Origin of the sequence: Streptomyces sp. AA1529 (genome assembly GCF_000280905.1) — a bacterium.
Taxonomy (GTDB): Bacteria; Actinomycetota; Actinomycetes; order Streptomycetales; family Streptomycetaceae; genus Streptomyces.
The window spans coordinates 1-24,724 of the sequence record NZ_ALAP01000051.1 but is presented as its reverse complement, the minus strand read 5'-3'; the positions used below and the strand labels follow the sequence as shown (position 1 = coordinate 24,724).

The following is a 24,724-nucleotide window of genomic DNA, read 5'->3' as shown; positions in this document are numbered from 1 at the left end:
AGCCCGACACGTGGCGGGTCGCACGCGCGGCCTGAGCTGACACATGGCGTCACTTACTGCCAGAATGACACTTACTGTTCTCTTGCGAACCCAGGAGCGATGATGCCCGAGACCACGTCATCCCAGCAGGGAAGAGGCGGAATGAGTGAGCAGCGGCGCCGTCGCGTACGCCTGGAGATCTCCCGCGAGGCGGCCCGGCTGTTCTGGAAGCAGGGCGTGGACGGCACCAGCGGCGACCAGATCGCCGAGGCGGTCGGCCTGTCGACGCGCACCATCTGGCGCCACTTCCGCAGCAAGGAGAGCTGCGCCGAACCCATCGTGATGCAGAGCGTGGAGTGGTCGATGGACGCCTTGCGAAGATGGCCCCCGCATCTCTCGCTGGAGGAGCAGTTCACCGCCGAGACGGAGCGGTTCGGCCGCGAGGCGACCGAGGAATTCCAGGTCGACATCATCCTGGGCGTCAAGATGGTCCGCCTCGGTGACACCGAACCGGCCCTCCGCACAGCCTGGTTGATGGCCTGCGACGAAGCGGAACGCGAACTGGTCGGCATCATCGCCGCCCGCCTGGGGCGTGAGCCCGGGGATCTGGACGTCCGGATGCACGCCGCAGCGGCCTCGGCCGCTGTCCGGGTCATCAACGAGGATGTCGGCGCGGGCCTCCTGGAGGGCGTCGACCCTCGGGAGTACACCGACGCCCCCAGGCTGATCGCGAACGCCGTACGGAGAGCCACGGGCGGAGCGGTCGGCGACGCGGTCTCGGAGCGGCCACCCGAGCAGAAGTAGCCGGCGAGCCGACACGACTTGGGGCGCACATGACCGAGGCTCGCACCCGCCGCCCGGCCCATCCGCACGACCAGGAAGGCCCTGGCCGAAGTCGAGCCGGCGGCCTCCCTCCGATCGATCCCCCCGGAGGGGCCGGCCGGCAGGTGGCGGAGCTCCGCGCCCGGTGTGCGGGGTCGTGGTCAGCCGCGCTCGGCGGGCAGCAGGCCGATCGCCTTCAGGTGCTTGTTGGAGGCGCGGACGGCCCAGGCGACCACCAGGAGGCCGACCGCCAGGAGGGGATAGCCCATGAGGATCTTGGCGACGCCCAGCGAGCCGACCTCGTCGGCCTGGTACAGGTACTGCTGGACGGCGAAGCGGGCGGCGAAGATGGCGGCCAGCACCAGAGTGGCGATGTCGTAGTAGAGCCGCGAGTACTTGTCCGCGCGCCAGGCGTCGCCCTTGCCGGTGGCGGAGTTCCAGATCAGGCCGGCCAGCGGCCTGCGCACGAACACGGAGGCGATGAAGACTATGGCGCCCGCCAGGCTGGCCCAGATACCGATGACGAAGTAGTCCCTGGCGGATCCGGTCCACCAGGCGATGCCCGCAGCGATCGCGACGCCGAACAGGCCGCCGAAGGCCGGTGCGAGCGGCTCCTTGCGGACCAGGCGTTCCACCGTGAGGGCCAGGGCGAGGGCGACGGACGCGATGATCGCGAACTTCAGTCCGCGGGCACTGTTGGCGAGGACGAAGGTCAGGGCGGGCAAGGCGGAGTAGACCATGCCCTTGACGCCACCGGCCTGCTCGAGAGCGGACTTCTTCTGGCGATGATCGGTCGCGGGCTTCGCCTGCATGTCGGTTGCCGACTCCTCGGTGATCGCGGTGTGCACGGTGCTCATCTCCTCCGGATGCGTGGGACAAGGGAAAGCCTCGGCGTCACTTGATGCCATCATGTCACTAAGTGACGAACTTGACTACCCGTGGCAGAGCGCTCTGTCGTCGCCCGGTGCGGGGTGTCCGTCCTCGTGGGCGTCTCGAACTGCACGTTTACCGAAGTCGGCGATCTCTCATGCCCCACAGGTGCGCGGACATCAAAAGTCAGCCGGTCCCGGGAGAGGGCGAACTCCCTCCGGGCAGGCCGCCGGTGAACGTCAGGGCCGTCCCGGACGGGCTCGAACGGTCCGGCGAGCTGCGGATGCGGGGCACCGGCAAGTTCAGGTCACCGCCCCAGGAGAAGCTCTGGTGTCCGGCGCGCCGGCCGTCGTCCCGACCCGGTCGGCAGCTCGCCCGTGACGGTGATCGGATCTGCACCAGGTCGATGTGACGCCGGGGCCCCTCCGCGGGCCCCGGCCCCCGGTCCGCCACAAGGAGCAACCTCGCCGCCTCCGGCGGCCGGAGCCCCCGCGCTCGCTGTGCTGTTCCGGAGGCCGCGAATCCGGACGAGGACGACTCAGGGAGCGGCGGAAGCGACGCGCCGGGCGCGCTGTCGAGAAGAAACCGGCCCGAGGAAGCGCGGACACGCACGCGGGAGCACCCCGAACCGGTCCGGGACCCGAGGCCCCGGGCCTCGGAGGATCTCGTTGGTCAGCGGACGTCCACAGGTCAGCGGACGTCGTAGGTCAGATGCGTCGCGGTCGAGGTCGCGGTCACGGCGCGCTGCACCAGCGTGCGCGGCGTCCCGCCGGTGAACAGCGGCGTCCCGGAGCCCAGCACGACGGGTGCGAGGTGCAGTTGCAGCACGTCGACCAGCCCGGCGTCGAGCGCCGAGCCGAGCAGTGTGCCGCCGCCCATCAGGACGGCGTCCAGGTCCGTGCCGCTCCTGGAGGACGCCTCCTCGGCGTGTGCACGCGCGGCGGTGACGGCGTCCGGCAGGCCGGTGGTGACGAACGTCCAGTCGAGGTCGGTGAGCCGCACCGACTCCGGCGGGGTGCTCGTGACGACGAAGAACGCGGGCTTGCCGACCTCGCCGGCGCCGTAGCCGGTCCGGTCGTCCCAGCCGCCGGGCCCGTCGACCACGTCGAAGAGCCGGCGGCCGAGGACGACGGCACCCGAGCGGGCGGTCGCCTCGCGCAGGAGGCGGCGGTCGTCGGGGTCGTCGGAGAACGCCCAGGTGTGCAAGGCCTCTCCCCCGGTGCCCAGCCCGTTGTCGGGAGCGGGGTCCGGGCCGGTGACGAAGCCGTCCAGGGAGACCGAGATGTCGGCGATGATGCGGGTCATACAGGGGCAGACCGGATCCGTCGCCGGAACTCATCGCTCGGACCGGCAGCAGCCCCCGCGCGATCCCGGTCGCCTCGCCCCGTTGGGGGCACATGGGGCGATCACGGGTGGTGGAGATCCAGCAGGACGCATGCCGCCGTGTCCCAGCGGTACAGCACCGTGGCCGGGTGCGCAGGTCCGCTGCTGTGGGCGTCGGCCGGCGTGCCGGACCGCTGCCCGGCGAGGAGCCGGCCGAGCGGGGCTTCGGTGAGCGGGCGAGGGACGGGGCCGGGCATGACGGTTCCTTGCCTGCCGGAGGGACGTGAGGGGCGGGGGTCAGTTCGCGGGTTGCTCCGCGGGGGCTGCCGGGTCCTGGGCCGGTGTCGCGGGGGTGCCGTCTGCGGACACGGGCCTGCGGAGCGCCGCGAACGCGAGGACGAACGCCAGGACGAGCAGCCCGGTCCCGGTGGCGAAGGCCGCGTGATAGCCCCCGGTCAGTGCGGCCGCGCGGGAGCTGCCCGCGGCGCCCAGGGTGTCGGTGCGGGCGGCCGCCAGGGTGGAGAGGGTGGCGACGCCGAGCGCCATGCCGATCTGCTGGGTGGTGTTGAACAGCCCGGAGGCCAGTCCGGCGTCGCTCTCGTCGGCGCCGCTCATGCCCAGCGAGGTGAGGGCGGGCAGGGCCAGGCCGAAGCCTGCCGCGAGCAGCATCACGGGCAGCAGGTCGGTGGCGTAGTGCGCGTGCACCGGCAGCCGGACGAGCAGCCCCAGCACGCCGACCAGGAGCGCGATCCCGGTCAGCAGCACGGCGCGCTCCCCGTACCGCGCGGTCAGCCGCGCGGAGGCGCCGAGCGAGACCGCTCCGATGATCACGGCGGCGGGCAGCATGGCGATGCCGGTGCGCGCGGCGCTGTAGTCGAGGACGTTCTGCAGGTAGAGGGCGAGGAGGATCTGGAAGGAGAAGAGGGCCGCGACCATCAGCATCTGCACGAGGTTCGCCACGGCCACGCTGCGCGAGCGAAGGACTCGCGGCGGCATCAGCGGGGTGCGGGCCCGGACCTGGCGCAGCGCGAAGCCCGCGAGGAGGGCGGCACCCGCGAGTGCGGGCACCAGGGTGTGCGGTGAACCCCAGCCGTGGCCGGTGGCGTTGACGACTCCGTAGATGCCCGCCATCAGGCCCGAGGTGATCAGGAGCGCGCCCCAGCCGTCGGCTCCGGCCCGCAGTCCGATCCCGGCGTCCGCCGGGAGGGAGGGGAGGGCGAGCGCGAACACGAGGGCGCCGATGGGCAGGTTGATGAAGAAGATCCAGTGCCAGGTGAGCAGATCGGTCAGGACACCGCCGAGCACCTGGCCGATGGAGGCTCCGGCGGCCCCGGTGAAGCTGAAGACGGCTATGGCGCCCGCTCGTTCCTTGCTGCCGGGGTAGAGGGTGACGAGGATGCCGAGCCCCACCGCGGTCGCCATGGCGCTGCCGACGCCTTGCAGGAAGCGGGCGGCGAGCAGGACGCCGGGGGTGGTGGCGAGCCCGGCCAGCAGCGAGGCGGCGGTGAAGACACCGGTCCCGGCGAGGAACATCCGCTTGCGGCCGAGCAGGTCGCCGAGCCGGCCGGCGAGCAGCAGCAGGCTGCCGAAGGCGACGAGGTAGGCGTTGACGACCCAACTCAGCTGCGAGGCGGCGAAGTCGAGGTCCCGCTGGATGGCCGGGAGGGCCACGGTGACGATGGAGCCGTCCAGGATGATCATCAAGGTCCCGGCGGCGATGACGCCGAGTGCGAGGCCGCGGGGGCCTCTGGCTGCGGATGGGGATGCGGATGCGGACATGGCGGCCTCTCGGTTCGCACGGCGGAGGGAGCGGAACGAGGCAAGACCGTAGCAGATAGTTTTGTTGCAGACGATATTGTTGGGGACGACCCTCCCGGTAGGCTGGCCTCATGACCGCCATGACGCCACCGACCCGTACCCAGCCGGACCTCTCCTACCTGCTGGACCACACCAGCCATGTGCTGCGCACCCGGATGGCGGCGGCGCTCGCGGAGATCGGCCTGACGGCGCGCATGCACTGCGTGCTGGTGCACGCGCTGGAGGGCGAGCGCACCCAGAGCGAGCTCGCCGGGATCGGCGACATGGACAAGACCACGATGGTGGTCACCGTCGACGCCCTGGAGAAAGCCGGACTCGCCGAACGCCGCCCCTCCGGCACCGACCGCCGGGCACGGATCATCGCCGTCACCGAGAAGGGCGCCCGGACGGCGGAACGCAGCCAGCGGATCGTGGACTCGGTGCACGGACAGGCACTCGACGCGCTGCCGGACGGCGACCGGGAGACGTTCCTGCGGCTCCTGGAGCACCTGGCCACCGGCCACCTGAGCACCCCCGCACCCGCACCCGCCCGCCGGGCCCGGCAGCACAGCGGCTGACCCCCTCGCGCGGGCCGTTCCGCCCTCCCCCACGGGGCAAGCGCTCCGGCACGGCCGGCTCCACCACCCCGGACCTGGCGGTCAGCGTCGAGCGAACTCAGTCGCCGCCGAAGTCCCCGCTGCCGCGGCCGAAGTCCCCGCCGGCACCGCCGCCGAAGTCCGGGGGCTGCTTGCGGACCTCCCGCCGGATCTGCTCGCTCCGCCGCTGCATCTGCTTCCAGGACTTCCTGTCGATCTCCGGCGGCCGGTCCTTCCAGCCGTCGTCCCGCGGCTTCGGGATGTCCCGCCACCCGGGATGCTCCTCGCTGTCCCCGTCCGAGAAGAGCGCGACGACCATGATGACGCACACGATGATCAGCAGGACTTCCATGAGCGCTTCCCTCCGGCCACGGAGCAGTCTGTGCCTCATTGTTTCCCTCGCCGGGCCCCTCCGGAAGACGGCAACGGGCGCCGAGCGCCTGCAGATCCCGCCGCGCGGGCAGCCCGGGCTCGGCCCGGCGCGCTGCGCCCGCGAGAGGCTCGGGGACCGGAATGCCCGGGGGCGGGGTTCGCGCGACCATGACCGGAGCACCACCGAGAGCCGGAGCACCGACCGAAGGCGGGAGTGAACCGATGGCTGTGCGATCCCGGCGGGTCGTCGTGACGGGACAGGTGCAGGGCGTCTTCTTCCGGGACACCTGCCGCCGGACGGCCGCCACGCAGGGAGTGCGCGGATGGGTGCGCAACCTTCCCGACGGCAGCGTCGAAGCCGTGTTCGAGGGTGCGCCGGAGGACGTCGACACCCTGGTGGAGTGGGCCCGCGAAGGGCCGCCGGCCGCGTTCGTCGACGACGTGCGGGTCACCGAGCAGGAACCGCAGGGGCACACCACCTTCCAGGTGCGCACCACCGCCCCCGCAGCGGAGGAGGACCGGTGACTGCTCCGACGCCGGACGAGAACCGATGGTCACCCTGACACCGGCCCAGGCCCCGTGACCGCCCCGCCCCGGGACGGCGGCCGGTGACCACCCCGCCGCACCCGCCGGCCGCCGCGGCCCGGCTCCACGTGCTGGTCCCCGAGGAGCTGCGCCACTTCCTCCCCGCGCGGCTGCGCGGGGAGGCCCCCGCCCCGGACGGAGTGCCGTGCCCCTATGACGGTGCCGCCTCGCTCGGCCACGTGGTGCAGTCGCTCGGCGTACCGCTGACGGAGGTGTCCGCCCTACGGGCCGACGGCGAGCCGGTACCCGCCGTCCACCGTCCGCCGGACGGCGCCCGGATCGAACTGTCCCCCGTGCCCCGGCCGCAGCCGCTGCCGCCCTCGGCGCCCTCGCCGCCGCGCTTCGTGCTCGACGTGCACCTGGGGGCGCTGGCCCGGCGCCTGCGGCTGCTGGGCGTGGACACCGCCTACCGCAACGACGCGGCCGACCCGGAGCTGGTGGAGCAGGCCGCGGGCGAGCATCGCATCCTGCTGACCCAGGACCGCGGCCTGCTGCTCCGGCGGGCGCTGTGGCTGGGCGCCTATGTGCGCGGAAGCCGCCCCGACGAGCAACTCACCGACGTACTGGACCGCTTCGCCCCGCCACTGGCCCCCTGGACCCGCTGCCCGGCGTGCAACGGAATGCTCGCGCCCGTCCCCAAGGAAGAAATCGCCGGGCAGCTCCCGCCCGGCACCCGGCGCACCTACGACACGTTCACCCGCTGCACCGCCTGCGGGCAGCTCTACTGGCCCGGCGCCCACCACCCCCGGGCTCGCGGCCCGGGTCGCCGCCGCCCGGCGCGCGACCGGCGGCGGACCGGCGTCTCGCGGCGGGTCCGGTAGCGGGTCGGGCGGCAACTCCTCCGGCGGCGACGCCGGGTGAGACCCGCTACGGCCGCCGGCACCGCCGCACATACCGGCGCTGCCACGGGGTCTCGACCGCGCGGCGCGCGTAGTGCTCCCTGACGTAGCCGACGGCCCGGTCGGCCGGCACCCCGTCGAGCACGGCCAGGCAGGCGAGAGCAGTGCCGGTACGGCCCACCCCGCCGCCGCAGGCGACCTCCACCCGCTCGGCCGCCGTCCGCTCCCACGCCTGACGCAGCGCGGACCGGGCCTCGACCCGGTCGCTCGGCAGCCGGAAGTCGGGCCACCGCAGCCATCTGGACTCCCAGCCCACCGGCTCCGGAGACCGCCCCAGCAGATAGAGGCCGAACTCCGGCTCCACGCCGGACGGCAGGGCATGGCGCAGCCCGCGACCGCGGACCAGCCGACCGGACGGCAGGCGCAGCACCCCGGGCGCACCGGGATCCCAAGTGACGGACGTGGCCCGAGACCAGCGCCCGGTCCGCCACCGCGGAGGCGGAATCCGACGGCTCCGCGGCGGCAGCCCCCGCGGAGCCGTCCTGGGCGGGCGGCAGCAGCCCGGGCTGCATCGACCGTTCACGCCGGGATGGGTGCCGTCTTCCACGGCGCGGCCCCGCCCGCGAGGTCAGGGCGGCCGCGTTCAGCAGCCCGGTCCCCCGGACGGGCGCGCCCCGGCGGCGGCCGCGCGGGGCCGGCGGGAGACTCGGCGGGACGGCCACCGCGGCAGCGGGCCAGGCGAAGGGCGTGAGCGTGGGATGAGCGTGGAACTGGGGATCTTCGTGGAGCGGGACGGGGAACCGGCCGTGCAGCTGGAGCGTGCGGTCCCCGCGGGCGTGCAGGAGGTGTGGCAGGCGTTGACGGAGCCGGGCCGGATGGCGGCCTGGTTCCCGTCGCCGACCGTGCACCTGGAGCCGACGGTGGGCGGCCGGGTCGACTTCGCGGGCGACCCGTACGCCGAGGACCACTCCGGCACGGTGCTGGAGTTCGACGCGCCCCACCGGCTCTCCTACACCTGGGGCGACGACGAGCTCCTCTTCCGGCTCACCCGGCGCGGCGAGGGGTGCGTGCTCGCCCTCACGGACGTGCTGGAGTCGCGGTCGGCGGCCGCCCGGAACGCGGCGGGCTGGGATGTGTGCCTGGACGAGCTGGTGAAGCTGCTCTCCGGCGGCACCCCGTCCGGGCCGCACGACGGCACGGCCACCGACTGGCGGGAGCGCTACGACGCGTACGTGGCCGCCGGGATGCCCTCCGGTGCTCCGGTGCCGGGCGGCGACCCCGGCTGAGCGGCACCGCCCGCCGCTTCACCGTCGGAGATACGCGCCGCTTCACCGCCAGCGGCGGGCGACGTACAGCGTCCAGCAGGTGAGCGCGGCGCACAGGATGCCGCCCGCGGCGAAGACGGTGGCGTGCCGCCCGTTCTGGAGGAGGGACGAGGTCAGGCCGACCGTCGCGGAGCTGGAGAGTATGGCCGAGGCGGAGAAGAGCGACACCGCCCGGCCCCGGACCGGGGCCGGGAGGAGCCAGGGCAGCCAGGTCTGCAGCGTGGTGTGGAGGTAGCTCCAGGCGGTCCCCAGCAGCGCGGCGCACAGCATCAGGACGGCCGTACCCGGCACCAGCGCGGCCAGCAGCGCGCCGGTGACCCCCATCGACCCGCCGGTGGCCAGCAGCCGCATGGGGCCCCACACCCGCGCGTGGCGGCGCAGCACCAGGGTGCTGGTGAGCACGCCGAGCGCGTAGATAACCAGGACGGCGGAGGTGGAGGCCTGGCTGCCGGCGGTGGCCAGTGCGGGGGCGAGGAGGGCGGGCAGTCCGAGCATCACCGCTCCCTCGGCGGCGCCGAGGCCGAGCACCGTGCAGTACGCGGCGGTGGGCCGTCCCGGTACGGCGTCCGGCGGGTCCTCGTAGGCGCCGCCGATGTCCACCCGGACGGGGGCGGAGCGGGTGGCGGCCCGGATCCGGCAGACGGTGACCGCGGTGAGCAGGGCGATGACGGCGAATGCCGGCCGCCACGAGCCGCAGCGCAGCACGGTGTCCGCGAGGACCGGCGAGGCGATGCCGCTGGCGGCGGTGACGGAGGTGAGGGTGGCGAACGCGCGCTGTCTGGCCTGCGCGGGGCGCAGGCCGCCGTAGTAGAGCGACACCGAGGGGATGACGGTCGCGAATCCCGCGCCGGCGGTGGCGCGCAGCGCGATCCACCAGCCGGGGCCGGGGCACAGCGCCGAGCCCACGGAGGCGGCCGCCGCCACCAGCAGTCCGGTGCGCAGGCTGCGGCCCGGGCCGTACCGGTCGGCCAGCCAGCCCCACAGCGGCAGCGCGAGCCCCTGGCCGAGCGCGTAGGCGGCGAGGCCTGTGGTGACGGTGGCGATGTCGGTGTGCCAGGCCGTCGCGAGGGCGGCGAGCAGGGGTGCGGCCAAGTGCCAGTCGGCGTTGCCGAGGGCGGCTGCCCAGCGCAGCGCGGACATGGTGCCCCCTCTCTCGCGGTGATCCCGGTGGTCGGCCGGGGGCGAGGAAAGCCGTCCTTGCAACGGCCCCCATAGAACGAGAGAATATGGGCGTTTTCTCCAATAAGGAGGTGTGTACCGGAATTTGACCCCTTCTGGGGATGCTTGGCCGTGCCGAGCGGCACTTCCGCTCCCCGACCGGCCCCGGACCGTGCACCGAACGACCCCGGAACGATGAGCGGCCGACCCCGGCGACCCCGAACCGATCCGCGGCCGGCTCCGAGCCGATCCGCGGCCGGGGTGCGCGGACGTCCCGAACCGCGGGCAGGTTTCGGCCCGGTCGGTTCGGCACCGTATCGTCGGTTTCCGCGCGGCCCCGGTGCCCCGGCACGGCGGCCACCGGGACCGCACCACGGTCGGCGGCCGCAGCACACCCGGCGGCCGACACCACAGCCGACGGAGAGCAGCCGGAGACACAGGAAGGCAGGCGAGCGGCGTGCGGGAGCAGTCCTCGGGAGCCGGCGGACAGCGGCGCGGCGGCGGGCGGCCCTACGGACGCGGCGGCCACGGAGGGCCGCGCGGTGGGCAACGCGCCCACGGACACGGCGGCCCCCCGCGCGGCCGGCCGGACCGGACCGACCACGGCGAACACCGGCCACGCGGCCCGCGCACCGGACTGGCGGCCGAGCTGCGGACGTTGGAGGGCGCGCAGTACGGCCGCTACAAGGGCCTGGTGGGACGCTGGGAGATGCCCGGCGGGGAGACCCTGGAGCTGGTGCGCGCCCAGTCCGACCCCTACGCGCCGCCGGCCCGTGTCGCGGTGCACGTACCGGGTCCGCTGGCCGCGCTCCCGCCTGAGCTGCTGACGACCGCGACCCGGCGCCGCGCGCTCGCCTCGTTTCTGGTGCGGCAGGCCGCGCGTGCGGTGCGCGGGGAGCAGGCGCTGCGGGTGGACGCGGGCGGCCAGGAGGTGCTGGAGCGCAGTTCGTGCACCGTCAGCGGCGAGGACGGCTCGGTGACGCTGCGGCTGGGTGCGGCCCTTCCGGGGCACGGGCGGCGGATCGACGCACGGGAGGCCGAGCGGCTGCTGTGCCGGGTGCTGCCCGGGGTGGTCGAGCAGGCGCTGCGTCACCCGGCGTCGGACGCCGCGGCGGTCGAGCGCTTCGTCGAGACGGTCGAGGACTCCGTGGCGCTGCGGAACGCGTTGGCGGGGCGCGGGCTGGTCGGCTTCGTCGCCGACGGCGCGGTGCTGCCGCGTCGCAGCGGGGTGGACGACCGGCCGGCCGCGGGCGGCGGTGTGGTGCCGTTCGCCTCGCCCGCCGAGCTGCGGGTGACGATCGAGCTGCCGCACGCGGGTCCGGTGACCGGCATGGGCGTGCCGGAGGGCGTGAACCTGGTCGTCGGCGGCGGATTCCACGGCAAGTCGACGCTGCTGCGCGCCCTGGAGACCGGCATCTGGGACCATGTGCCGGGTGACGGGCGCGAGTTGGTCGTCTCGCGGAACGAGACGGTGAAGCTGCGCGCCGAGGACGGCCGGCGCGTCGAGCGGGTGGATGTGCACGCGTTCGTCGATCACCTGCCGGACGGTTCGGACACCTCGGACTTCTCCACGGAGAACGCCTCCGGGTCCACCTCGCAGGCCGCCTCGCTGTGCGAGGCCGTGGAGGCCGGGGCCCGGGTGCTGCTGATCGACGAGGACACCGCGGCCACGAACCTGATGATCCGGGACGCCCGGATGCAGGCGCTGGTCGCCAAGGACCGCGAACCGCTGACCCCGCTGGTGGACACCATCCGCTCGCTCCACCGGGACCACGACGTCTCGACCGTGCTGGTGATGGGCGGGTCCGGGGACTACCTGGAGGTCGCCGACCGGGTCGTGATGATGGACGCCTACCGCCCCTCGGACGTCACCGAGCGGGCGCGCTCGATCGCGGCCGTGCCCACCGGGCGGCACGCCGAGGCGGAGTCCTTCCCCGGCGTCGTCGCGCGGGTGCCCGATCCCGCGTCCCTGGACGCGGAGGTCCGGGGGCGGTCCCGGATCCGCGCCCGCGGCGAGGACGTGCTGACCTTCGGCGACCACGAGGTGGACCTGCGGGCCGTCGAGCAGATCGCCGATCCGCGCCAGGTCACCGGGATCGGGCTGGCGCTGGAGCTGATGGTGCGGCGCGGACTGCTGGACGGCCGCCGCCCGCTGGCCGAGGCCCTCGATCTGCTGGACGAGGTGCTGGCGGACGGGCCGACCGGGCCGCTGCTCAGCATTCGGGACGAGGATTTCGCCGCACCGCGCCGCTTCGAGACGGCCGCGGCGGTCAACCGGGTCAGAGGGCTGCGCATGCTCCGCTGAGGGGGCCGGGGAAGGCCGTCCGGACCGGCGTGGTTGGCTGGGCCCATGAGTGCGACCGTCGACGTCACCACCTGGTATCTGGAGCAGACCTCGGCCGCGGACCGGGTACCGGCGCGGGAGCCCGAGGATGCCGCCGCCGTCCGGGTGGAGCGCGCCGAGGTGCCCAGCCCGGAGTTCAGCCGGTTCCTGTACACGGCGGTCGGCGGGGACACCACCTGGGTGGACCGGCTGCCGTGGACGCACGCGCGGTGGCGGGACTTCCTCGACCGCCCCGGGGTCGAGACCTGGGTCGCCCACCACCGGGGCACGCCCGCCGGGTTCATCGAGCTGGACGGCGCGAGCGAGGCCGCCGAGGGGACGGTGGAGATCAGCTACTTCGGGCTGCTGCCCGCCTTCCGCGGCCGTGGGCTCGGCGGGCACCTGCTCGGTCTCGGGACGGCACGCGCCTGGGACCTGGCCGACCGCTGGGAGGGCCACCGGCCGACCACCCGGGTCCGGGTGCACACCTGCTCCCGGGACGGGGCCCATGCGCGCGCCAACTACGAGCGCCGCGGCTTCCGCGTGTACCGCACGGAGACGGAGCAGGAGCCGGACGTCCCGACGCCCGGGCCCTGGCCCGGGGCCTGATCCGGACCACCCGCGGGCCGTCCGTGGCACGGCCCGCGCGACCGTGCCACGGACGGCCCGCGGACGCGCTGCGCCGACCACGGGGTGCACCGTGCCGGCCGCGGGTGCGCAGGCCCGGCGCCCGGCCTGCCGTACTGGCCGGTACAGCCTCGCTGAACTGCGCCGTCGTGGCGCTGCGGGGTTCGCCCCGGCCGCGCGCCGTGCCGGTCCGTACGGCACCCGGACCACTCTGCATCTCATGCACCGGGATTCTTTTGTCCAGGATACGGATGGCAGTGGACTGACATCTGACGCGCGTGCAAGGCTTCCGCCATGTCTCGCGCTGGAATCGCCTTGGTGAGTCGACGTCACGTCGACCTCGTTCGCGTGTCCAGCGCCATCTGTCCGGCGGGCTGACAGTCACAGCACCGCCGTTCCGACAGCCCCCTCCCGGCGTCCTCCGACGCCGGTCCGGCACCGCCGATCCGCAGCCGCCGCCCTCATCGTCGCGGGCGAGCCGCCCGGAACCGGCGCCGAAACCCCTGCGTACGGGCGCCTGAACCGCTCCACCCGGGTGCGGACCGCCCGGCGTGCCCGCGCACCCGTCCGACGCGCGTCGCCCGCGCCCCCTGCCCGAAGGATCCCCCGCCATGGCCGACACCTCCGAGCGCCCCGCAGCCCCCGCCCGCCGCAAGGCAGGACGCCACCGCGGCGAGGGCCAGTGGGCCGCTGGTCACTTCACGCCGCTGAACGGCAACGAGCAGACCAAGAAGGACGACGACGGTCTCAATGTGCGGACACGCATTGAGACGATCTACGCCCAGCGCGGCTTCGCCTCCATCGACAGCTCCGACCTGCGCGGCCGGATGCGCTGGTGGGGCCTCTACACCCAGCGCAAGCCCGGCATCAGCGGCGGCAAGACCGCGGTGCTGGAGCCCGAGGAGCTGGACGACGAGTACTTCATGCTCCGCGTCCGCATCGACGGCGGGCGGCTGACCACCGAGCAGCTCCGCGTCATCGGCGACGTCTCCCAGGAGTTCGCCCGCGGCACCGCCGACATCACCGACCGGCAGAACGTGCAGTTCCACTGGATCCGCATCGAGGACATGCCGGAGATCTGGCGGCGGCTGGAGGGCGTGGGCCTGTCCACCACCGAGGCCTGCGGCGACACCCCGCGCGTCATCCTCGGCTCCCCCGTCGCCGGGATCGCCGCCGACGAGATCATCGACGGCACGCCCGCCGTCGAGGAGATCAACCGGCGCGTCGTGGGCAACCCCGCCTACTCCAACCTGCCCCGCAAGTTCAAGACAGCCGTCTCCGGTTCGCCGCTGCTGGACGTCGCGCACGAGATCAACGACGTGGCGTTCGTCGGCGTGGAGCACCCCGAGCACGGCCCCGGCTTCGACGTGTGGGTCGGCGGTGCGCTGTCCACCAACCCCAAGCTGGGTCAGCGGCTGGGCGCGTGGGTGCCGCTGGAGGAGGTCGCCGAGGTCCACGAGGGCGTCACCGGCATCTTCCGCGACTACGGCTACCGGCGGCTGCGCACCCGCGCCCGGCTGAAGTTCCTGGTCGCCGACTGGGGCCCGGAGAAGTTCCGGCGGATCCTGGAGGACGAGTACCTCGGGCGGAAGCTGACCGACGGCCCGGCCCCCGCGCAGCCGCCCCGCGAGTGGCGCGACCACGTCGGCGTGCACCGGCAGCGGGACGGCCGCTACTACGTGGGCTTCGCACCCCGGGTGGGCCGGGTCGACGGCACCACCCTCAGCAAGATCGCCGACCTGGCCGAAGCACACGGCTCGGGCCGGGTCCGTACCACCGTCGAGCAGAAGATGATCGTGCTCGACGTACCGGAGGACCAGGTCGAGTCGCTGGCCGAGGGTCTGGAGGCGCTCGACCTGACGACCCGGCCCTCCGTCTTCCGGCGCGGGACGATGGCGTGCACGGGCATCGAGTTCTGCAAGCTCGCCATCGTGGAGACCAAGGGCCGCGGGTCCTGGCTGATCGACGAACTGGAGCGCAGGCTCCCCGGCTTCGACCAGCCCGTCACCATCAACGTCAACGGCTGCCCCAACTCCTGCGCCCGCATCCAGGTCGCCGACATCGGCCTCAAGGGCCAGCTGGTCACCGACGCCGACGGCAACCAGGTGGAAGGCTTCCAGGTGCATCTGGGCGGCTCGCTGGGCATGGACCCGGGCTTCGGCCGCAAGGTGCGCGGGCTGAAGGTCACGGCCGCGGAACTCCCCGACTACGTCGAGCGCGTGCTGCGCGCCTTCCAGGACCAGCGCGAGGAGGGCGAGCGGTTCGCCCAGTGGGCGGCGCGCGCCGCGGAGGAGGACCTCAAGTGAGCGAGCGTGCCGCACCCTTCCACTGCCCCTACTGCGGGGACGAGGACCTGCGCCCCAGCGAGCTGGAGACGCCCCGGGGCCAAGGCGCCGCCTGGGAGTGCGCCGCCTGCAACCGGGCGTTCCGGCTGAAGTTCCTCGGACTGCTGGCCTCCGGGCTGCAGGCGGCACACCATGACGGTGCACACACCGACGGTCTCCACGGAGAGGGCTCCGACTCATGAGCACCGCGCACATAGCCCGGCGTTCCTCCGACGAGCTGCGGCCGCTGGCCGAGCAGGCGGGCCGGGAACTGGAGGAGGCCGACGCACTCGAGGTGCTGCGCTGGGCCGCCGACACCTTCGGGCACCGGTTCTGCGTCACCTCCTCCATGGCGGACGCCGTCGTGGCGCACCTCGCCTCCCGGGCCTTCCCCGGGGTGCGCGTCGTCTTCCTCGACACCGGCTACCACTTCCCCGAGACCATCGGCACCCGCGACGCCGTCCAGGCCGTCATGAACATGGACGTCGTCACCCTCACGCCCCGCCGGACGGTCGCCGAACAGGACGCCGAGCACGGTCCCGCGCTGCACGACCGCGATCCCGACCTGTGCTGCGCGCTGCGGAAGGTGCAGCCGCTGGAGGAGGGGCTGCGCGACTACGACGCCTGGGCGACCGGGCTGCGCCGCGACGAGTCGCCGAGCCGCGCGGGCACCCCCGTCGTGGGCTGGGACGAGAAGCGGCAGAAGGTCAAGGTCTCCCCCATCGCCCGCTGGAGCCAGCAGGACGTGGACGACTACATCGCCGAACACGGCGTGCTCACCAACCCGCTGCTGAGCGACGGCTACGCCTCCATCGGCTGCGCCCCCTGCACCCGCCGGGTGCTGGAGGGCGAGGACGCCCGCGCCGGTCGCTGGGCCGGCAGCGGCAAGACCGAGTGCGGGCTGCACCTGTGACCGCCGCGGCGCACGCGCGGAAGACGGAAGCGGAGAGACGGACGGACGACCGAGGGGGTCCGATGAGCGGGGCGCGCGGAGCGACCGTGTGGCTGACCGGCCTGCCGAGCGCGGGCAAGACGACCGTCGCGACGGCACTCGCCGAGCGGCTGCGCGGCGAGGGGCACCGCACCGAGGTGCTGGACGGGGACGAGATCCGCACCTTCCTCTCCGCGGGGCTCGGCTTCTCGCGGACCGACCGGGACACCAATGTGCAGCGCATCGGCTTCGTCTCCGAGCTGCTGGCCTCGCACGGGGTGATCGTGCTGGTCCCGGTGATCGCGCCGTACACGGACAGCCGCGAGGCGGTCCGCAAGCGGCACATGACCGAGGGCACCCCCTATCTGGAGGTGCATGTGGCGACGCCCGTCGAGGTGTGCTCGGAGCGGGACGTGAAGGGCCTGTACGCCAAGCAGGCAGCCGGCGAACTGACGGGACTGACAGGGGTCGACGACCCGTACGAGGAACCGGCGGATCCGGACCTGCGCCTGCTCACCCACGGGCGCGAGGTGGCGGAGTCGGCCGCGGCCCTGCACACGCTGCTGAAGGAGAGGGGACTGCTATGACCACGGCGGTGAGCGCACCGGAGGAGACCGACAACCCCTTCGCGCTGACGCATCTGGACGCGCTGGAGTCGGAGGCGGTGCACATCTTCCGCGAGGTCGCGGGCGAGTTCGAGCGGCCGGTGATCCTCTTCTCCGGCGGCAAGGACTCGATCGTGATGCTGCACCTGGCGCTGAAGGCGTTCGCCCCGGCGCCGCCGCCCTTCGGGCTGCTGCACGTGGACACCGGGCACAACTTCCCCGAGGTGCTGCGCTTCCGGGACGAGACGGTGGCCGAGCACGGGCTGCGGCTGTTCGTGGCCTCGGTGCAGGAGTACATCGACGCCGGCACGCTGCGCGAACGCCCGGACGGCACCCGCAACCCGCTCCAGACACTGCCGCTGCTGGAGGCCCTGGGCGAGCACCGGTTCGACGCGGTCTTCGGCGGCGGGCGCCGCGACGAGGAGAAGGCGCGGGCCAAGGAACGGGTCTTCTCGCTGCGGGACGAGTTCGGTGGCTGGGACCCCCGCCGCCAGCGCCCCGAGCTGTGGCAGCTCTACAACGGACGGCACGCCCCGGGCGAGCACGTGCGGGTCTTCCCGCTGTCGAACTGGACCGAGCTGGACGTCTGGCAGTACATCGCGCGAGAGGACATCGCGCTCCCCGCGATCTACTACGCGCACCACCGGGAGGTCTTCTCCCGGTCCGGTATGTGGCTGGCCCCGGGCGAGTGGGGCGGCCCCGCGGACGGGGAGCGGGTGGAGAAGCGCCTGGTGCGCTACCGCACCGTCGGCGACATGTCCTGCACCGGCGCCGTGGACTCGGACGCGGACACGGTGGAGAAGGTGATCACGGAGATCGCCGCCTCCCGGCTGACCGAGCGCGGCGCCACCCGGGCGGACGACAAGCTCTCCGAGGCCGCGATGGAAGACCGCAAGCGGGAAGGCTACTTCTAGAGATGAGTACGACAGCCGGAGCCGGCCACGCCGCAGAGGCACTGGCGGCCACCTCACTGCTGCGGTTCGCGACCGCCGGAAGCGTCGACGACGGCAAGTCCACTCTGGTGGGCCGTCTGCTGCACGACTCCAAGTCGGTGCTCTCCGACCAGTTGGAAGCCGTCTCGCGGGCCTCCCGGGCCCGCGGCCAGGAGGCACCCGACCTGGCGCTGCTCACCGACGGGCTGCGCGCCGAGCGGGAGCAGGGCATCACCATCGACGTCGCCTACCGCTACTTCGCCACCCCCAGGCGGCGGTTCATCCTGGCGGACACGCCGGGCCATGTGCAGTACACCCGGAACATGGTCACCGGTGCCTCCACCGCGGAACTGGCCGTCGTCCTGGTGGACGCGCGCAACGGGGTCGTCGAGCAGACCCGGCGGCACGCCGCCGTGGCGGCGCTGCTGCGCGTCCCGCACGTGGTGCTGGCCGTCAACAAGATGGACCTGGTGGGCTACGCCGAGGACGTCTTCGCCGCGATCGCGGACGAGTTCTCCCGTTACGCGACCTCCCTCGGGGTGCCGGAGGTGACGGCCGTGCCGATCTCCGCGCTGGAGGGCGACAACGTGGTCGCGCCCTCCGCGCACATGGGCTGGTACAGCGGGCCTACCGTGCTGGAGCACCTGGAGACGGTGCCGGTCACCCACGACCCGACCGACGACCCGGCGCGCTTCCCCGTGCAGTACGTCATCCGGCCGCAGACCGCCGAGCACCCCGACTACCGGGGCTATGCGGGCCAGTTGGCCTCGGGTGTGCTGCGGGTCGGGGACCGGGTCACCGTGCATCCGTCGGGCCGCAGCAGCACCGTCGTGGCACTGGACGTGCTGGGCCGCCCGGTCGACGTGGCCTGGGCCCCGCAGTCGATCACCGTCCGGCTCGCCGACGACCTGGACATCTCGCGCGGCGACCTGCTCGCCCCCGCGGACGCCTCGGTGCGGCCGAGTCAGGACCTGACCGCGACCGTCTGCCATCTGCACGACCGGCCGCTGCGCCCCGGCGACCGGGTGCTGCTCAAGCACACCACCCGCACCGTCAAGGCGTTGGTCAAGGAGATCCCGTCGCGGCTGACCCTGGCCGACCTCTCGCAGCACCCGGAACCCGGCGAGCTGGCCGCCAACGACATCGGCCGCGTCGTCCTGCGCACCGCCGAACCCCTGCCCGTCGACCCGTACACCGACTCGCGGCGCACCGGATCGTTCCTGCTGATCGATCCGGCCGACGGCAGCACGCTGACCGCGGGCATGGCCGGCGGGGCGTTCGCCGACGCGGACGCACCGGCCGCCGAGGCGCCCGAAGGCGACTGGGACTTCTAGGCCGATGGGCATTCCAGGAGAGGTCTTCTCGACCTTCGACCAGACCGGTGGCCGCATCGGCAGCGGCGCACGCGGCAGCGGCCAGGGCGGAGTGGGGCGCTGCGGCAGGTGACGAGCGCCGACCCGCGCGCACCGTCCCCGCCGACATCCCCCCTTCCCCGCTCGAGAGGACTTCCCCGTGCCCCGTCTCCGCGCTCCGCGCAGCCGGTCCTCCGGCCGCCCCCGCACCGCCTTGCTGGTCGTCTCCACGCTGCTGTGCGCCGCGGGCTGCGGCTACGGGTCCAAGGCCGTGGAGCAGGCCGACCCGGCGGCCGCCGGAGGCCGCAAGGTCGACGGGCTGGACGCGGTGAGGATCGGCTATTTCCCCAACGTCACCCACGCCACGGCGCTGGTCGGACTGCGCTCGGGCGGGCAGATCCCGGAGGAGCTGGGCGGCACCCGCGTGCGCACCCAGGTCTTCAACGCGGGTCCGGCGGCGATCGAGGCGCTCAACGCCAAGGCCGTGGACCTGGCCTGGGTGGGGCCCTCGCCGTCGGTCAACGGATACACGCAGTCCGGCGGGAGGAATCTGCGGATCGTCTCCGGCGCCACCTCCGGGGGCGCCTCGCTGGTCGTCGATCCGCGGAAGATCTCCTCGCTCGGCGATCTGAAGGGCAAGCGCATCGCCTCCCCGCAGCTGGGCAACACCCAGGACGCCGCGCTGCTGCACTACCTCAAGACCAAGGGCCTCACCGTCGACCCGCAGACGGGCGCGGGCGACACCTCGGTGCTGCGGCAGGACAACAAGGAGATCCCCACCACCTTCCGGCAGGGCGGCATCGACGGAGCCTGGGTACCCGAACCGACCGCCTCCGTGCTGGCCGGCCGGGGCGGCAAGGTCCTGCTGGACGAGAAGAAGCTGTGGCCGGGAGGATCCTTCGTCACCACCAACCTGGTGGTGCGCCAGGACTTCCTCCGGCAGCATCCGAAGGCGGTCGAGGCGGTGCTGCGCGGCTCGGTCAGGACCAACGCGTGGATCCGCGCGCACCCGGAGGCGGCCAAGGAGCGCATCAACCGGGCGCTGCGGCGGGACGCGGGCAAGCCACTGCCCGGCAAGGTCCTCGACTCCGCATTCGCCCGGATCGAGGTGACCGACGATCCGCTGGCCGCCACGCTGCGCGAGCAGGCCGACCACGCGGTCTCGGCCGGGCTGCTGAAGAAGCCGCGGCTGAAGGGGATCTACGACCTCGCCCCGCTGAACCGGGTGCTGCGGCACGAGGGCCGCCCCACCGTCTCGGACGCCGGGCTCGGAGCACGGTGAGCGCCCATGACCACCGCAGGAGGTGAAACAGTGACCGCGACCACCACGACGCGCCCCGCAGCGCGGATCACGCGCGTCTCCAAGTCGTTCGGCCCCCAGCAGGTGCTCGACGACATCAGCGTCGACGTCGCCGACGGCGAGTTCGTCACCCTGCTGGGCGCTTCCGGCTGCGGCAAGAGCACCCTGCTCAACCTGGTGGCCGGGCTGGACACACCCAGCTCGGGCACCGTCGAGGTGCCCGGCGGGCGCCCGGCGCTGATGTTCCAGGAGCATGCGCTCTTCCCCTGGCTGACGGCGGGCGGGAACATCGAGCTGGCGCTCAAGCTGCGCGGGATGCCCAAGGCCGAGCGCCCGGCGGAGGCCGAGCGGCTGCTGGAGCTCGTCCGGCTCAACGGCGCGCACCGCAAGCGGGTGCACGAGCTGTCCGGCGGGATGCGGCAGCGGGTCGCGCTGGCCCGCGCCCTGGCGCAGGACAGCGAACTGCTGCTGATGGACGAGCCGTTCGCCGCGCTGGACGCCATCACCCGGGACGTGCTGCACGAGGAGCTGACCCGCGTCCGGGCGGAGACGAACGTCGCCGTCCTGTTCGTCACCCACAACGTCCGGGAGGCGGTCCGCCTGGCGGAACGCGTCGTCCTGCTCTCCTCCCGGCCCGGGAGGGTCGCCCGGGAGTGGCAGGTGGACATTCCGCACCCGCGCCGCATCGAGGACGCGGACGTGGCCGCGCTGTCCGTCGAGATCACCGAACAGCTCCGGGGGGAGATCCGCCGCCATGGCCGACACTGAGACGCGCCCGAAGACCGGGGAAGGACCGGCGGCACCGCCCGCCGCGGCGCCGGATCCGGCCGCCGACCGCCGGGAGCAGGACGGCGGACCCGGCGGAGACCTGGCCGGGCTGGAGGCGGGACTCGACGCGCTCGACACCCGCACCGCTTCCCGCACCCCGCTGCCGGTGCTGCTGCGCCGCAAGGCACTGCCGCCGCTGGTGGCGGTCGTCCTCGTGCTGGGGCTGTGGCAGGCGGCGTTCGCGCTGGAGCTGAAGCCCGACTACCAGTTGCCGAGCCCGCTGATGGTGTGGGACGCGCTGGCCGAGGAGTGGTACAAGGGCACCATCCTGGGCATCGTCTGGCAGAGCGTCTCGCGCGGCGCGCTGGGCTTCGCGGTCGCGCTGCTGGCGGGCACCCCGCTGGGGCTGCTGGTGGCGCGGGTCCGGCCGGTGCGGGCCGCCATCGGACCGATCCTCTCCGGACTGCAGTCGCTGCCCTCGGTGGCGTGGGTACCGGCGGCGATCATCTGGTTCGGACTGACGGACGCGACGATCTACGCCGTGGTACTGCTGGGTGCCGTGCCCTCCATCGCCAACGGCCTGGTCGCCGGAGTCGACCGGATCGACCCGCTGCATCTGCGCGCGGGCACCGTGCTGGGCGCCACCGGACTGAGCGGCGTACGGCACGTACTGCTGCCCGCGGCGCTGCCGGGCTACATCTCGGGGCTCAAGCAGGGGTGGGCGTTCTCCTGGCGCTCCCTGATGGCGGCCGAGCTGATCGCCACCTCGCCCGAGCTGGGCGTGGGGCTGGGCCGGCTGCTGGAGACGGGGCGTGCCTACCAGGACATGCCGCTGGTGCTCGGCGCGATCCTGCTGATCCTGCTGGTGGGCATCGGCATCGAACTGCTCGTCTTCGCACCCCTCGAGCGGCGGGTGCTGCGCCATCGGGGGTTGCTGCGCTGATGCCCACCGCACCGTACCCCTCCGCGCCCGCGCTGCTGCTCGTCGCGCACGGGAGCCGCGACGAGCGGCACTCCGCGACGGTCGAAGCGCTCGCCGCGCGGGTCCGGCTGCTGCTGCCGGGCGTCCGGGTGGCGGCCTGCTATCTGGACTTCGACTCCCCCTCGGTGCCCGCCGCGCTGGAGGAACTGCACGCGGCGGGGGCACGCGAGGCCGTGGCCGTCCCCCTGCTGCTGACCCGGGCCTTCCACGCGAAGACGGACCTCCCCGCGGTGCTGGCCGAGGTGGCCGCCGCGCTGCCGGACCTGGCGGTCCGGCAGTCGGCGGTGCTGGGCCCGCACCCCCTGTTGACCGCCGCCCTGGAGCGGCGGCTGCGCGCGGCCGGGCTGGACCCCGGCGACGCGCCCTCGACCGGCGTCGTCCTGGCGTCCGCCGGTTCCTCGGACCCGGAGGCGAGCGCAGTGATCGCCGACATGGCGCGGGAGTGGCGGCGAACCACCGGTTGGTGTGCCGTGCGACCTGCGTTCGCCTCCGCTGCTCGGCCCGGCACGGCCGAGGCGGTGCGGGAGCTGCGCGCCGCCGGTGCCGGCCGGGTGGCCGTCGCGCCCTACGTGCTGGCCCCGGGCCGGCTGCCCGACCGCATCGAGGCCGGTGCCCGGGAGGCCGGTGCCGAGGTGCTCGCGCCGGTGCTGGGTGCGGCCCCGGAGGTGGCACGGGTGGTTCTGGAGCGTTACGCGGCCGTCGCCTCCGGCGGGGGCGCGGCGGTCGGTGCCGCTGCGTGATCGGGCTGTCCGGGCGTGCCCGGTGCCGCCCGTCGGCGGTCGGCACCGCCTCGCCGGCACGCAACAGGCCCGCCGTGCCCCGTGGGGGAAGGGCGCGGCGGGCCTGGAGGTGCGCTTACCCGGAATTCCGGGGTTACGCACGGGCGGGGCTCAGAATTGACCGTGAATGTGTGTCACCTGACCACGCGCAGTAGTTTGTTGGGTGATCCGTCTCCGATGCCGGAGAGGGCGCCGTCGGTGGCGCCGTCGAGCAGCGCCTCGGTGACCTGGGCGGGGGTGGCGTCCCGGTGCCGGCTCAGATAGAGCGCCGCCGCTCCCGCGACGTGCGGGGTCGCCATGGAGGTGCCCCAGCCGGCCATCTTGGCGGTGTCGTTCTTGTTGCTGGCCGAGACGACATCGATGCCGGGGGCGAACAGATCGACGCTCTTGCCGTAGTTGGAGAACTCCGTGCGCCGGTCCTGCTGGTCGCTCGCGGCGACGGTGAGGGCATCCGGCACCCGGGCCGGGGAGGCGGCGGAGGCGTCGCCGCCGTCGTTTCCGGCGGCCACCACGCAGGTGATGTTCGCGTCGACGGCCCGCTCGACGGCCTCGTCCAGCGCGTAGTCCTTGAAGCCGCCGATGCTCATGTTGGCGACGGCGGGGCCGCCGTCGTCCTCGTGGTCCTCGATCATCCAGTCGATGCCGGCGACGGCGTCGGCCGTGGTGCCCTTGTTGTCGTCGCCCAGGATGCGCACGGCGACGATCTTCGCCTTCTTGGCGATGCCGTACTCGGTGCCCGCGAGGGTGCCGGAGACGTGGGTGCCGTGGTTGGCGCCGTCCTGCGCGGTCGCGTCGTCGTCCACGGCGTCGTAGCCGTCGACGGCGCGGCCGCCGAAGTCCTCGTGGCTGACCCGCACACCGCTGTCGACCACGTACGCCGTGACGCCCTCGCCCGCGCTGTCGGGGTAGGTGTACTTCTCGTCGAGTTCCGGTGTGGGCTGGTCGACCCGGTCCTGCCCCCAGGACGGCGGCTCGGTCTGGGTCTCCTGGCCGGTGATCACGCGGCTCTGGACGACCTTCGCGACCCTGTCGTCCGCCGCCAGGCGCCGGGCGTCCCGGGGGCTGAGCCCCTCGGCGGACCAGCCGTCCAGCGCGGCGTGGTAGGTGTGCTCGACCTTCCCGCCGTACTTCCCGGCCAGGTCGCGGGCCTCGGTGGCCGCCGCGGAACGGGTGCGGGCGGCGGCGTCCCGCTTCAGCAGCACGATGTAGTCGCCCTCGACCGCGCCCCGGGCCCCCGCGCCGAGGACGGTGCCCTCGGGGGGCGCGGCGTCGGCGGGGAGCGTCAGCAGCGTCGCTCCGCCCGCCAGGGCGACAGCGGCGCCGAGTGCGACGGATATCCGGCGTTTCGTGTGGCGTGCCCCGTGGTGTGCCATGCCGAGGGAGTCCTCCGAGTGTGGGGTCCGGCGATCCGCGGTGGATCGTTTCGAAACACTGTCGGATTGCCCGGTGCGGCTCAAGTGACTTGGCGGACTGTGACACACGACACCGCGCGCACCGTGTGCCGCACTCCCCCGGCGGCCACCCGCCGCACCCCGGCTCCGTCGGCTACGACACCGGGCGCGAGTCGGCCCAGAAGGCGTCGAACTCCTCCCGGTAGGTGGGGAAGAGCACGCCCTCGCCCACACCGCGCGCGGACACCGTGCGGCCCGGCCCGCGCAGCACCAGGACCGGTGTCTCCATCCCCCGCGCACCGCGCAGATACGACTGGACGACCGCCAGTCCGTCCGCGCCGTCCGCGTCCACCAGGTACGCGGTGAACCGCGGCGTCTCGTCGAAGACGTGGATCTCGAAGGCCGCCTGGTCCCGCAGCCGGGAGCGCACCCTGCGCATGTGCAGGATGTTGGTCTCCACCGAGCGGGCCAGCTCACCCTTCTTCAGTCCCAGTTCCCGCTCCCGCCGCTTGACCGCGCTGCTGGCCGGGTTCAGGAACAGCAACCGCACCCGGCAGCCCGCCTCCGCCAGCCGGACCAGCCGCCGCCCGCTGTAGTTCTGCACCAGCAGGTTGAGGCCGATGCCGATGGCGTCCAGCCGCCGGGCTCCGCCGAACAGGTCCTCGGCGGGGAGCTGGCGCTGCAGCCGCACCCGGTCGCTGTGCACGCCGACGACGTCGCAGAAGCGGTCCCCGACCAGCTCCT

Annotated in this window: 27 protein-coding genes; 18 read left to right on the top strand and 9 right to left on the bottom strand. The window is 73.7% G+C overall.

Going from position 1 to position 24,724, the window contains the following annotated elements:
• The first annotated feature begins 141 nt into the window (after positions 1-141).
• Positions 142-783 carry a TetR/AcrR family transcriptional regulator gene (locus A949_RS0115170; protein WP_019356868.1) on the top strand — a complete coding sequence of 214 codons (642 nt, stop codon included), beginning with the start codon at positions 142-144 and terminating at the stop codon, positions 781-783.
• A 179-nt stretch (positions 784-962) separates the two neighbouring features.
• On the opposite strand, the gene A949_RS0115165 is transcribed toward A949_RS0115170, so the two are convergent.
• The 4 genes from A949_RS0115165 to A949_RS33525 all read right to left on the bottom strand — a co-directional run bounded on the left by A949_RS0115165 (position 963) and on the right by A949_RS33525 (position 4,773).
• The gene (locus A949_RS0115165) at positions 963-1,658 is read right to left on the bottom strand and encodes a DUF3159 domain-containing protein (RefSeq protein WP_019356867.1); all 696 of its coding nucleotides are present in this window, start codon (positions 1,656-1,658) and stop codon (positions 963-965) included.
• A gap of 703 nt (positions 1,659-2,361) precedes the next feature.
• Complete coding sequence (locus A949_RS0115160) at positions 2,362-2,976, bottom strand: dihydrofolate reductase family protein (RefSeq protein ID WP_019356866.1); 615 nt, start codon at positions 2,974-2,976, stop codon at positions 2,362-2,364.
• A 101-nt stretch (positions 2,977-3,077) separates the two neighbouring features.
• Entirely contained in the window at positions 3,078-3,251 is a 174-nt protein-coding gene (locus tag A949_RS38100; RefSeq protein ID WP_019356865.1) for a hypothetical protein, read from the bottom strand.
• A 40-nt stretch (positions 3,252-3,291) separates the two neighbouring features.
• Positions 3,292-4,773 carry an MFS transporter gene (locus A949_RS33525; protein WP_037706478.1) on the bottom strand — a complete coding sequence of 494 codons (1,482 nt, stop codon included), beginning with the start codon at positions 4,771-4,773 and terminating at the stop codon, positions 3,292-3,294.
• 110 nt (positions 4,774-4,883) lie between these two features.
• Here A949_RS33525 and A949_RS0115145 point away from each other — a divergent pair, with 110 nt between their 5' ends.
• Complete coding sequence (locus tag A949_RS0115145) at positions 4,884-5,369, top strand: MarR family winged helix-turn-helix transcriptional regulator (RefSeq protein ID WP_019356863.1); 486 nt, start codon at positions 4,884-4,886, stop codon at positions 5,367-5,369.
• Positions 5,370-5,466: 97 nt separating this feature from the next.
• On the opposite strand, the gene A949_RS0115140 is transcribed toward A949_RS0115145, so the two are convergent.
• Entirely contained in the window at positions 5,467-5,739 is a 273-nt protein-coding gene (locus tag A949_RS0115140; RefSeq protein ID WP_019356862.1) for a hypothetical protein, read from the bottom strand.
• A 242-nt stretch (positions 5,740-5,981) separates the two neighbouring features.
• Here A949_RS0115140 and A949_RS0115130 point away from each other — a divergent pair, with 242 nt between their 5' ends.
• Positions 5,982-6,284, top strand: coding sequence for an acylphosphatase (locus A949_RS0115130; protein WP_019356860.1), 303 nt, complete (start codon positions 5,982-5,984; stop codon positions 6,282-6,284).
• Positions 6,285-6,367: 83 nt separating this feature from the next.
• Positions 6,368-7,165: a Mut7-C RNAse domain-containing protein gene (locus tag A949_RS33520; RefSeq protein WP_019356859.1), complete on the top strand. Its 798-nt coding sequence runs from the start codon at positions 6,368-6,370 to the stop codon at positions 7,163-7,165.
• Between the two features lie 46 nt (positions 7,166-7,211).
• Here the strand turns inward: A949_RS33520 and A949_RS0115120 are convergent, their stop codons facing one another.
• Positions 7,212-7,613 (bottom strand): protein-tyrosine phosphatase family protein, encoded by a 402-nt coding sequence (locus A949_RS0115120; protein ID WP_019356858.1) that lies wholly within the window; start codon positions 7,611-7,613, stop codon positions 7,212-7,214.
• 328 nt (positions 7,614-7,941) lie between these two features.
• Between A949_RS0115120 and A949_RS0115115 the strand changes: the two genes are divergently transcribed.
• Positions 7,942-8,469, top strand: a complete 528-nt coding sequence (locus A949_RS0115115; protein WP_019356857.1) for an SRPBCC family protein — start codon at positions 7,942-7,944, stop codon at positions 8,467-8,469.
• A 42-nt stretch (positions 8,470-8,511) separates the two neighbouring features.
• Here A949_RS0115115 and A949_RS0115110 read toward each other — a convergent pair whose 3' ends face one another.
• The gene (locus A949_RS0115110) at positions 8,512-9,648 is read right to left on the bottom strand and encodes an MFS transporter (protein ID WP_019356856.1); all 1,137 of its coding nucleotides are present in this window, start codon (positions 9,646-9,648) and stop codon (positions 8,512-8,514) included.
• Positions 9,649-10,123: 475 nt separating this feature from the next.
• Between A949_RS0115110 and A949_RS0115105 the strand changes: the two genes are divergently transcribed.
• The 13 genes from A949_RS0115105 (at position 10,124) to A949_RS0115050 (ending at position 22,550) form a co-directional block, all read left to right on the top strand.
• A complete protein-coding gene (locus A949_RS0115105) occupies positions 10,124-11,971 on the top strand; it encodes an ABC-ATPase domain-containing protein (RefSeq protein WP_019356855.1) in 1,848 nt (615 codons plus the stop codon).
• 45 nt (positions 11,972-12,016) lie between these two features.
• Positions 12,017-12,598 (top strand): GNAT family N-acetyltransferase, encoded by a 582-nt coding sequence (locus tag A949_RS0115100; protein ID WP_019356854.1) that lies wholly within the window; start codon positions 12,017-12,019, stop codon positions 12,596-12,598.
• Positions 12,599-12,910: 312 nt separating this feature from the next.
• Entirely contained in the window at positions 12,911-12,994 is an 84-nt protein-coding gene (locus tag A949_RS39630; protein ID WP_312000843.1) for a putative leader peptide, read from the top strand.
• 233 nt (positions 12,995-13,227) lie between these two features.
• On the top strand, positions 13,228-14,922 hold the full coding sequence (locus A949_RS0115095) for a nitrite/sulfite reductase (protein ID WP_019356853.1): 1,695 nt from the start codon (positions 13,228-13,230) through the stop codon (positions 14,920-14,922).
• Entirely contained in the window at positions 14,919-15,143 is a 225-nt protein-coding gene (locus A949_RS0115090) for a hypothetical protein (protein WP_019356852.1), read from the top strand. Before A949_RS0115095 ends, A949_RS0115090 begins: the two co-directional genes overlap by 4 nt.
• Complete coding sequence (locus A949_RS0115085; RefSeq protein ID WP_019356851.1) at positions 15,140-15,853, top strand: phosphoadenylyl-sulfate reductase; 714 nt, start codon at positions 15,140-15,142, stop codon at positions 15,851-15,853. Before A949_RS0115090 ends, A949_RS0115085 begins: the two co-directional genes overlap by 4 nt.
• 62 nt (positions 15,854-15,915) lie before the next feature.
• Positions 15,916-16,458 carry an adenylyl-sulfate kinase gene (gene cysC / locus A949_RS0115080; RefSeq protein ID WP_019356850.1) on the top strand — a complete coding sequence of 181 codons (543 nt, stop codon included), beginning with the start codon at positions 15,916-15,918 and terminating at the stop codon, positions 16,456-16,458.
• Positions 16,455-17,390 carry a sulfate adenylyltransferase subunit CysD gene (cysD, locus tag A949_RS0115075; RefSeq protein WP_019356849.1) on the top strand — a complete coding sequence of 312 codons (936 nt, stop codon included), beginning with the start codon at positions 16,455-16,457 and terminating at the stop codon, positions 17,388-17,390. The genes cysC and cysD overlap by 4 nt, the downstream gene beginning before the upstream one ends.
• A gap of 2 nt (positions 17,391-17,392) precedes the next feature.
• Positions 17,393-18,742 carry a sulfate adenylyltransferase subunit 1 gene (locus tag A949_RS0115070; protein ID WP_019356848.1) on the top strand — a complete coding sequence of 450 codons (1,350 nt, stop codon included), beginning with the start codon at positions 17,393-17,395 and terminating at the stop codon, positions 18,740-18,742.
• A gap of 178 nt (positions 18,743-18,920) precedes the next feature.
• A complete protein-coding gene (locus A949_RS0115065) occupies positions 18,921-20,042 on the top strand; it encodes an aliphatic sulfonate ABC transporter substrate-binding protein (RefSeq protein ID WP_019356847.1) in 1,122 nt (373 codons plus the stop codon).
• A 6-nt stretch (positions 20,043-20,048) separates the two neighbouring features.
• Positions 20,049-20,828: an ABC transporter ATP-binding protein gene (locus A949_RS0115060; RefSeq protein WP_051019501.1), complete on the top strand. Its 780-nt coding sequence runs from the start codon at positions 20,049-20,051 to the stop codon at positions 20,826-20,828.
• Positions 20,815-21,771: an ABC transporter permease gene (locus A949_RS0115055; protein WP_019356845.1), complete on the top strand. Its 957-nt coding sequence runs from the start codon at positions 20,815-20,817 to the stop codon at positions 21,769-21,771. The genes A949_RS0115060 and A949_RS0115055 overlap by 14 nt, the downstream gene beginning before the upstream one ends.
• Positions 21,771-22,550 (top strand): sirohydrochlorin chelatase, encoded by a 780-nt coding sequence (locus A949_RS0115050; RefSeq protein WP_019356844.1) that lies wholly within the window; start codon positions 21,771-21,773, stop codon positions 22,548-22,550. Before A949_RS0115055 ends, A949_RS0115050 begins: the two co-directional genes overlap by 1 nt.
• Before the next feature lie 173 nt (positions 22,551-22,723).
• Here the strand turns inward: A949_RS0115050 and A949_RS0115045 are convergent, their stop codons facing one another.
• On the bottom strand, positions 22,724-23,962 hold the full coding sequence (locus A949_RS0115045; RefSeq protein ID WP_019356843.1) for a S8 family peptidase: 1,239 nt from the start codon (positions 23,960-23,962) through the stop codon (positions 22,724-22,726).
• 172 nt (positions 23,963-24,134) lie between these two features.
• The coding region (locus tag A949_RS0115040) for a DUF5919 domain-containing protein (protein ID WP_019356842.1) at positions 24,135-24,724 on the bottom strand (590 nt) is incomplete at its 5' end.

Coding starts and splice junctions, on each gene's coding strand:
- A949_RS0115145 (WP_019356863.1), top strand. CDS start 4,884: ATGACCGCCATGACGCCACCGACCCGTACCCAGCCGGACCTCTCCTAC.
- A949_RS0115060 (WP_051019501.1), top strand. CDS start 20,049: ATGACCACCGCAGGAGGTGAAACAGTGACCGCGACCACCACGACGCGC.
- A949_RS0115045 (WP_019356843.1), bottom strand. CDS start 23,962: ATGGCACACCACGGGGCACGCCACACGAAACGCCGGATATCCGTCGCA.
- A949_RS0115130 (WP_019356860.1), top strand. CDS start 5,982: ATGGCTGTGCGATCCCGGCGGGTCGTCGTGACGGGACAGGTGCAGGGC.
- cysD (WP_019356849.1), top strand. CDS start 16,455: ATGACCACGGCGGTGAGCGCACCGGAGGAGACCGACAACCCCTTCGCG.
- A949_RS0115160 (WP_019356866.1), bottom strand. CDS start 2,976: ATGACCCGCATCATCGCCGACATCTCGGTCTCCCTGGACGGCTTCGTC.
- A949_RS0115170 (WP_019356868.1), top strand. CDS start 142: ATGAGTGAGCAGCGGCGCCGTCGCGTACGCCTGGAGATCTCCCGCGAG.
- A949_RS0115055 (WP_019356845.1), top strand. CDS start 20,815: ATGGCCGACACTGAGACGCGCCCGAAGACCGGGGAAGGACCGGCGGCA.
- A949_RS33525 (WP_037706478.1), bottom strand. CDS start 4,773: ATGTCCGCATCCGCATCCCCATCCGCAGCCAGAGGCCCCCGCGGCCTC.
- A949_RS0115095 (WP_019356853.1), top strand. CDS start 13,228: ATGGCCGACACCTCCGAGCGCCCCGCAGCCCCCGCCCGCCGCAAGGCA.
- cysC (WP_019356850.1), top strand. CDS start 15,916: ATGAGCGGGGCGCGCGGAGCGACCGTGTGGCTGACCGGCCTGCCGAGC.
- A949_RS0115140 (WP_019356862.1), bottom strand. CDS start 5,739: ATGGAAGTCCTGCTGATCATCGTGTGCGTCATCATGGTCGTCGCGCTC.
- A949_RS0115100 (WP_019356854.1), top strand. CDS start 12,017: ATGAGTGCGACCGTCGACGTCACCACCTGGTATCTGGAGCAGACCTCG.
- A949_RS0115070 (WP_019356848.1), top strand. CDS start 17,393: ATGAGTACGACAGCCGGAGCCGGCCACGCCGCAGAGGCACTGGCGGCC.
- A949_RS0115110 (WP_019356856.1), bottom strand. CDS start 9,648: ATGTCCGCGCTGCGCTGGGCAGCCGCCCTCGGCAACGCCGACTGGCAC.
- A949_RS39630 (WP_312000843.1), top strand. CDS start 12,911: ATGTCTCGCGCTGGAATCGCCTTGGTGAGTCGACGTCACGTCGACCTC.
- A949_RS0115085 (WP_019356851.1), top strand. CDS start 15,140: ATGAGCACCGCGCACATAGCCCGGCGTTCCTCCGACGAGCTGCGGCCG.
- A949_RS0115115 (WP_019356857.1), top strand. CDS start 7,942: ATGAGCGTGGAACTGGGGATCTTCGTGGAGCGGGACGGGGAACCGGCC.
- A949_RS0115050 (WP_019356844.1), top strand. CDS start 21,771: ATGCCCACCGCACCGTACCCCTCCGCGCCCGCGCTGCTGCTCGTCGCG.
- A949_RS38100 (WP_019356865.1), bottom strand. CDS start 3,251: ATGCCCGGCCCCGTCCCTCGCCCGCTCACCGAAGCCCCGCTCGGCCGG.
- A949_RS0115165 (WP_019356867.1), bottom strand. CDS start 1,658: ATGAGCACCGTGCACACCGCGATCACCGAGGAGTCGGCAACCGACATG.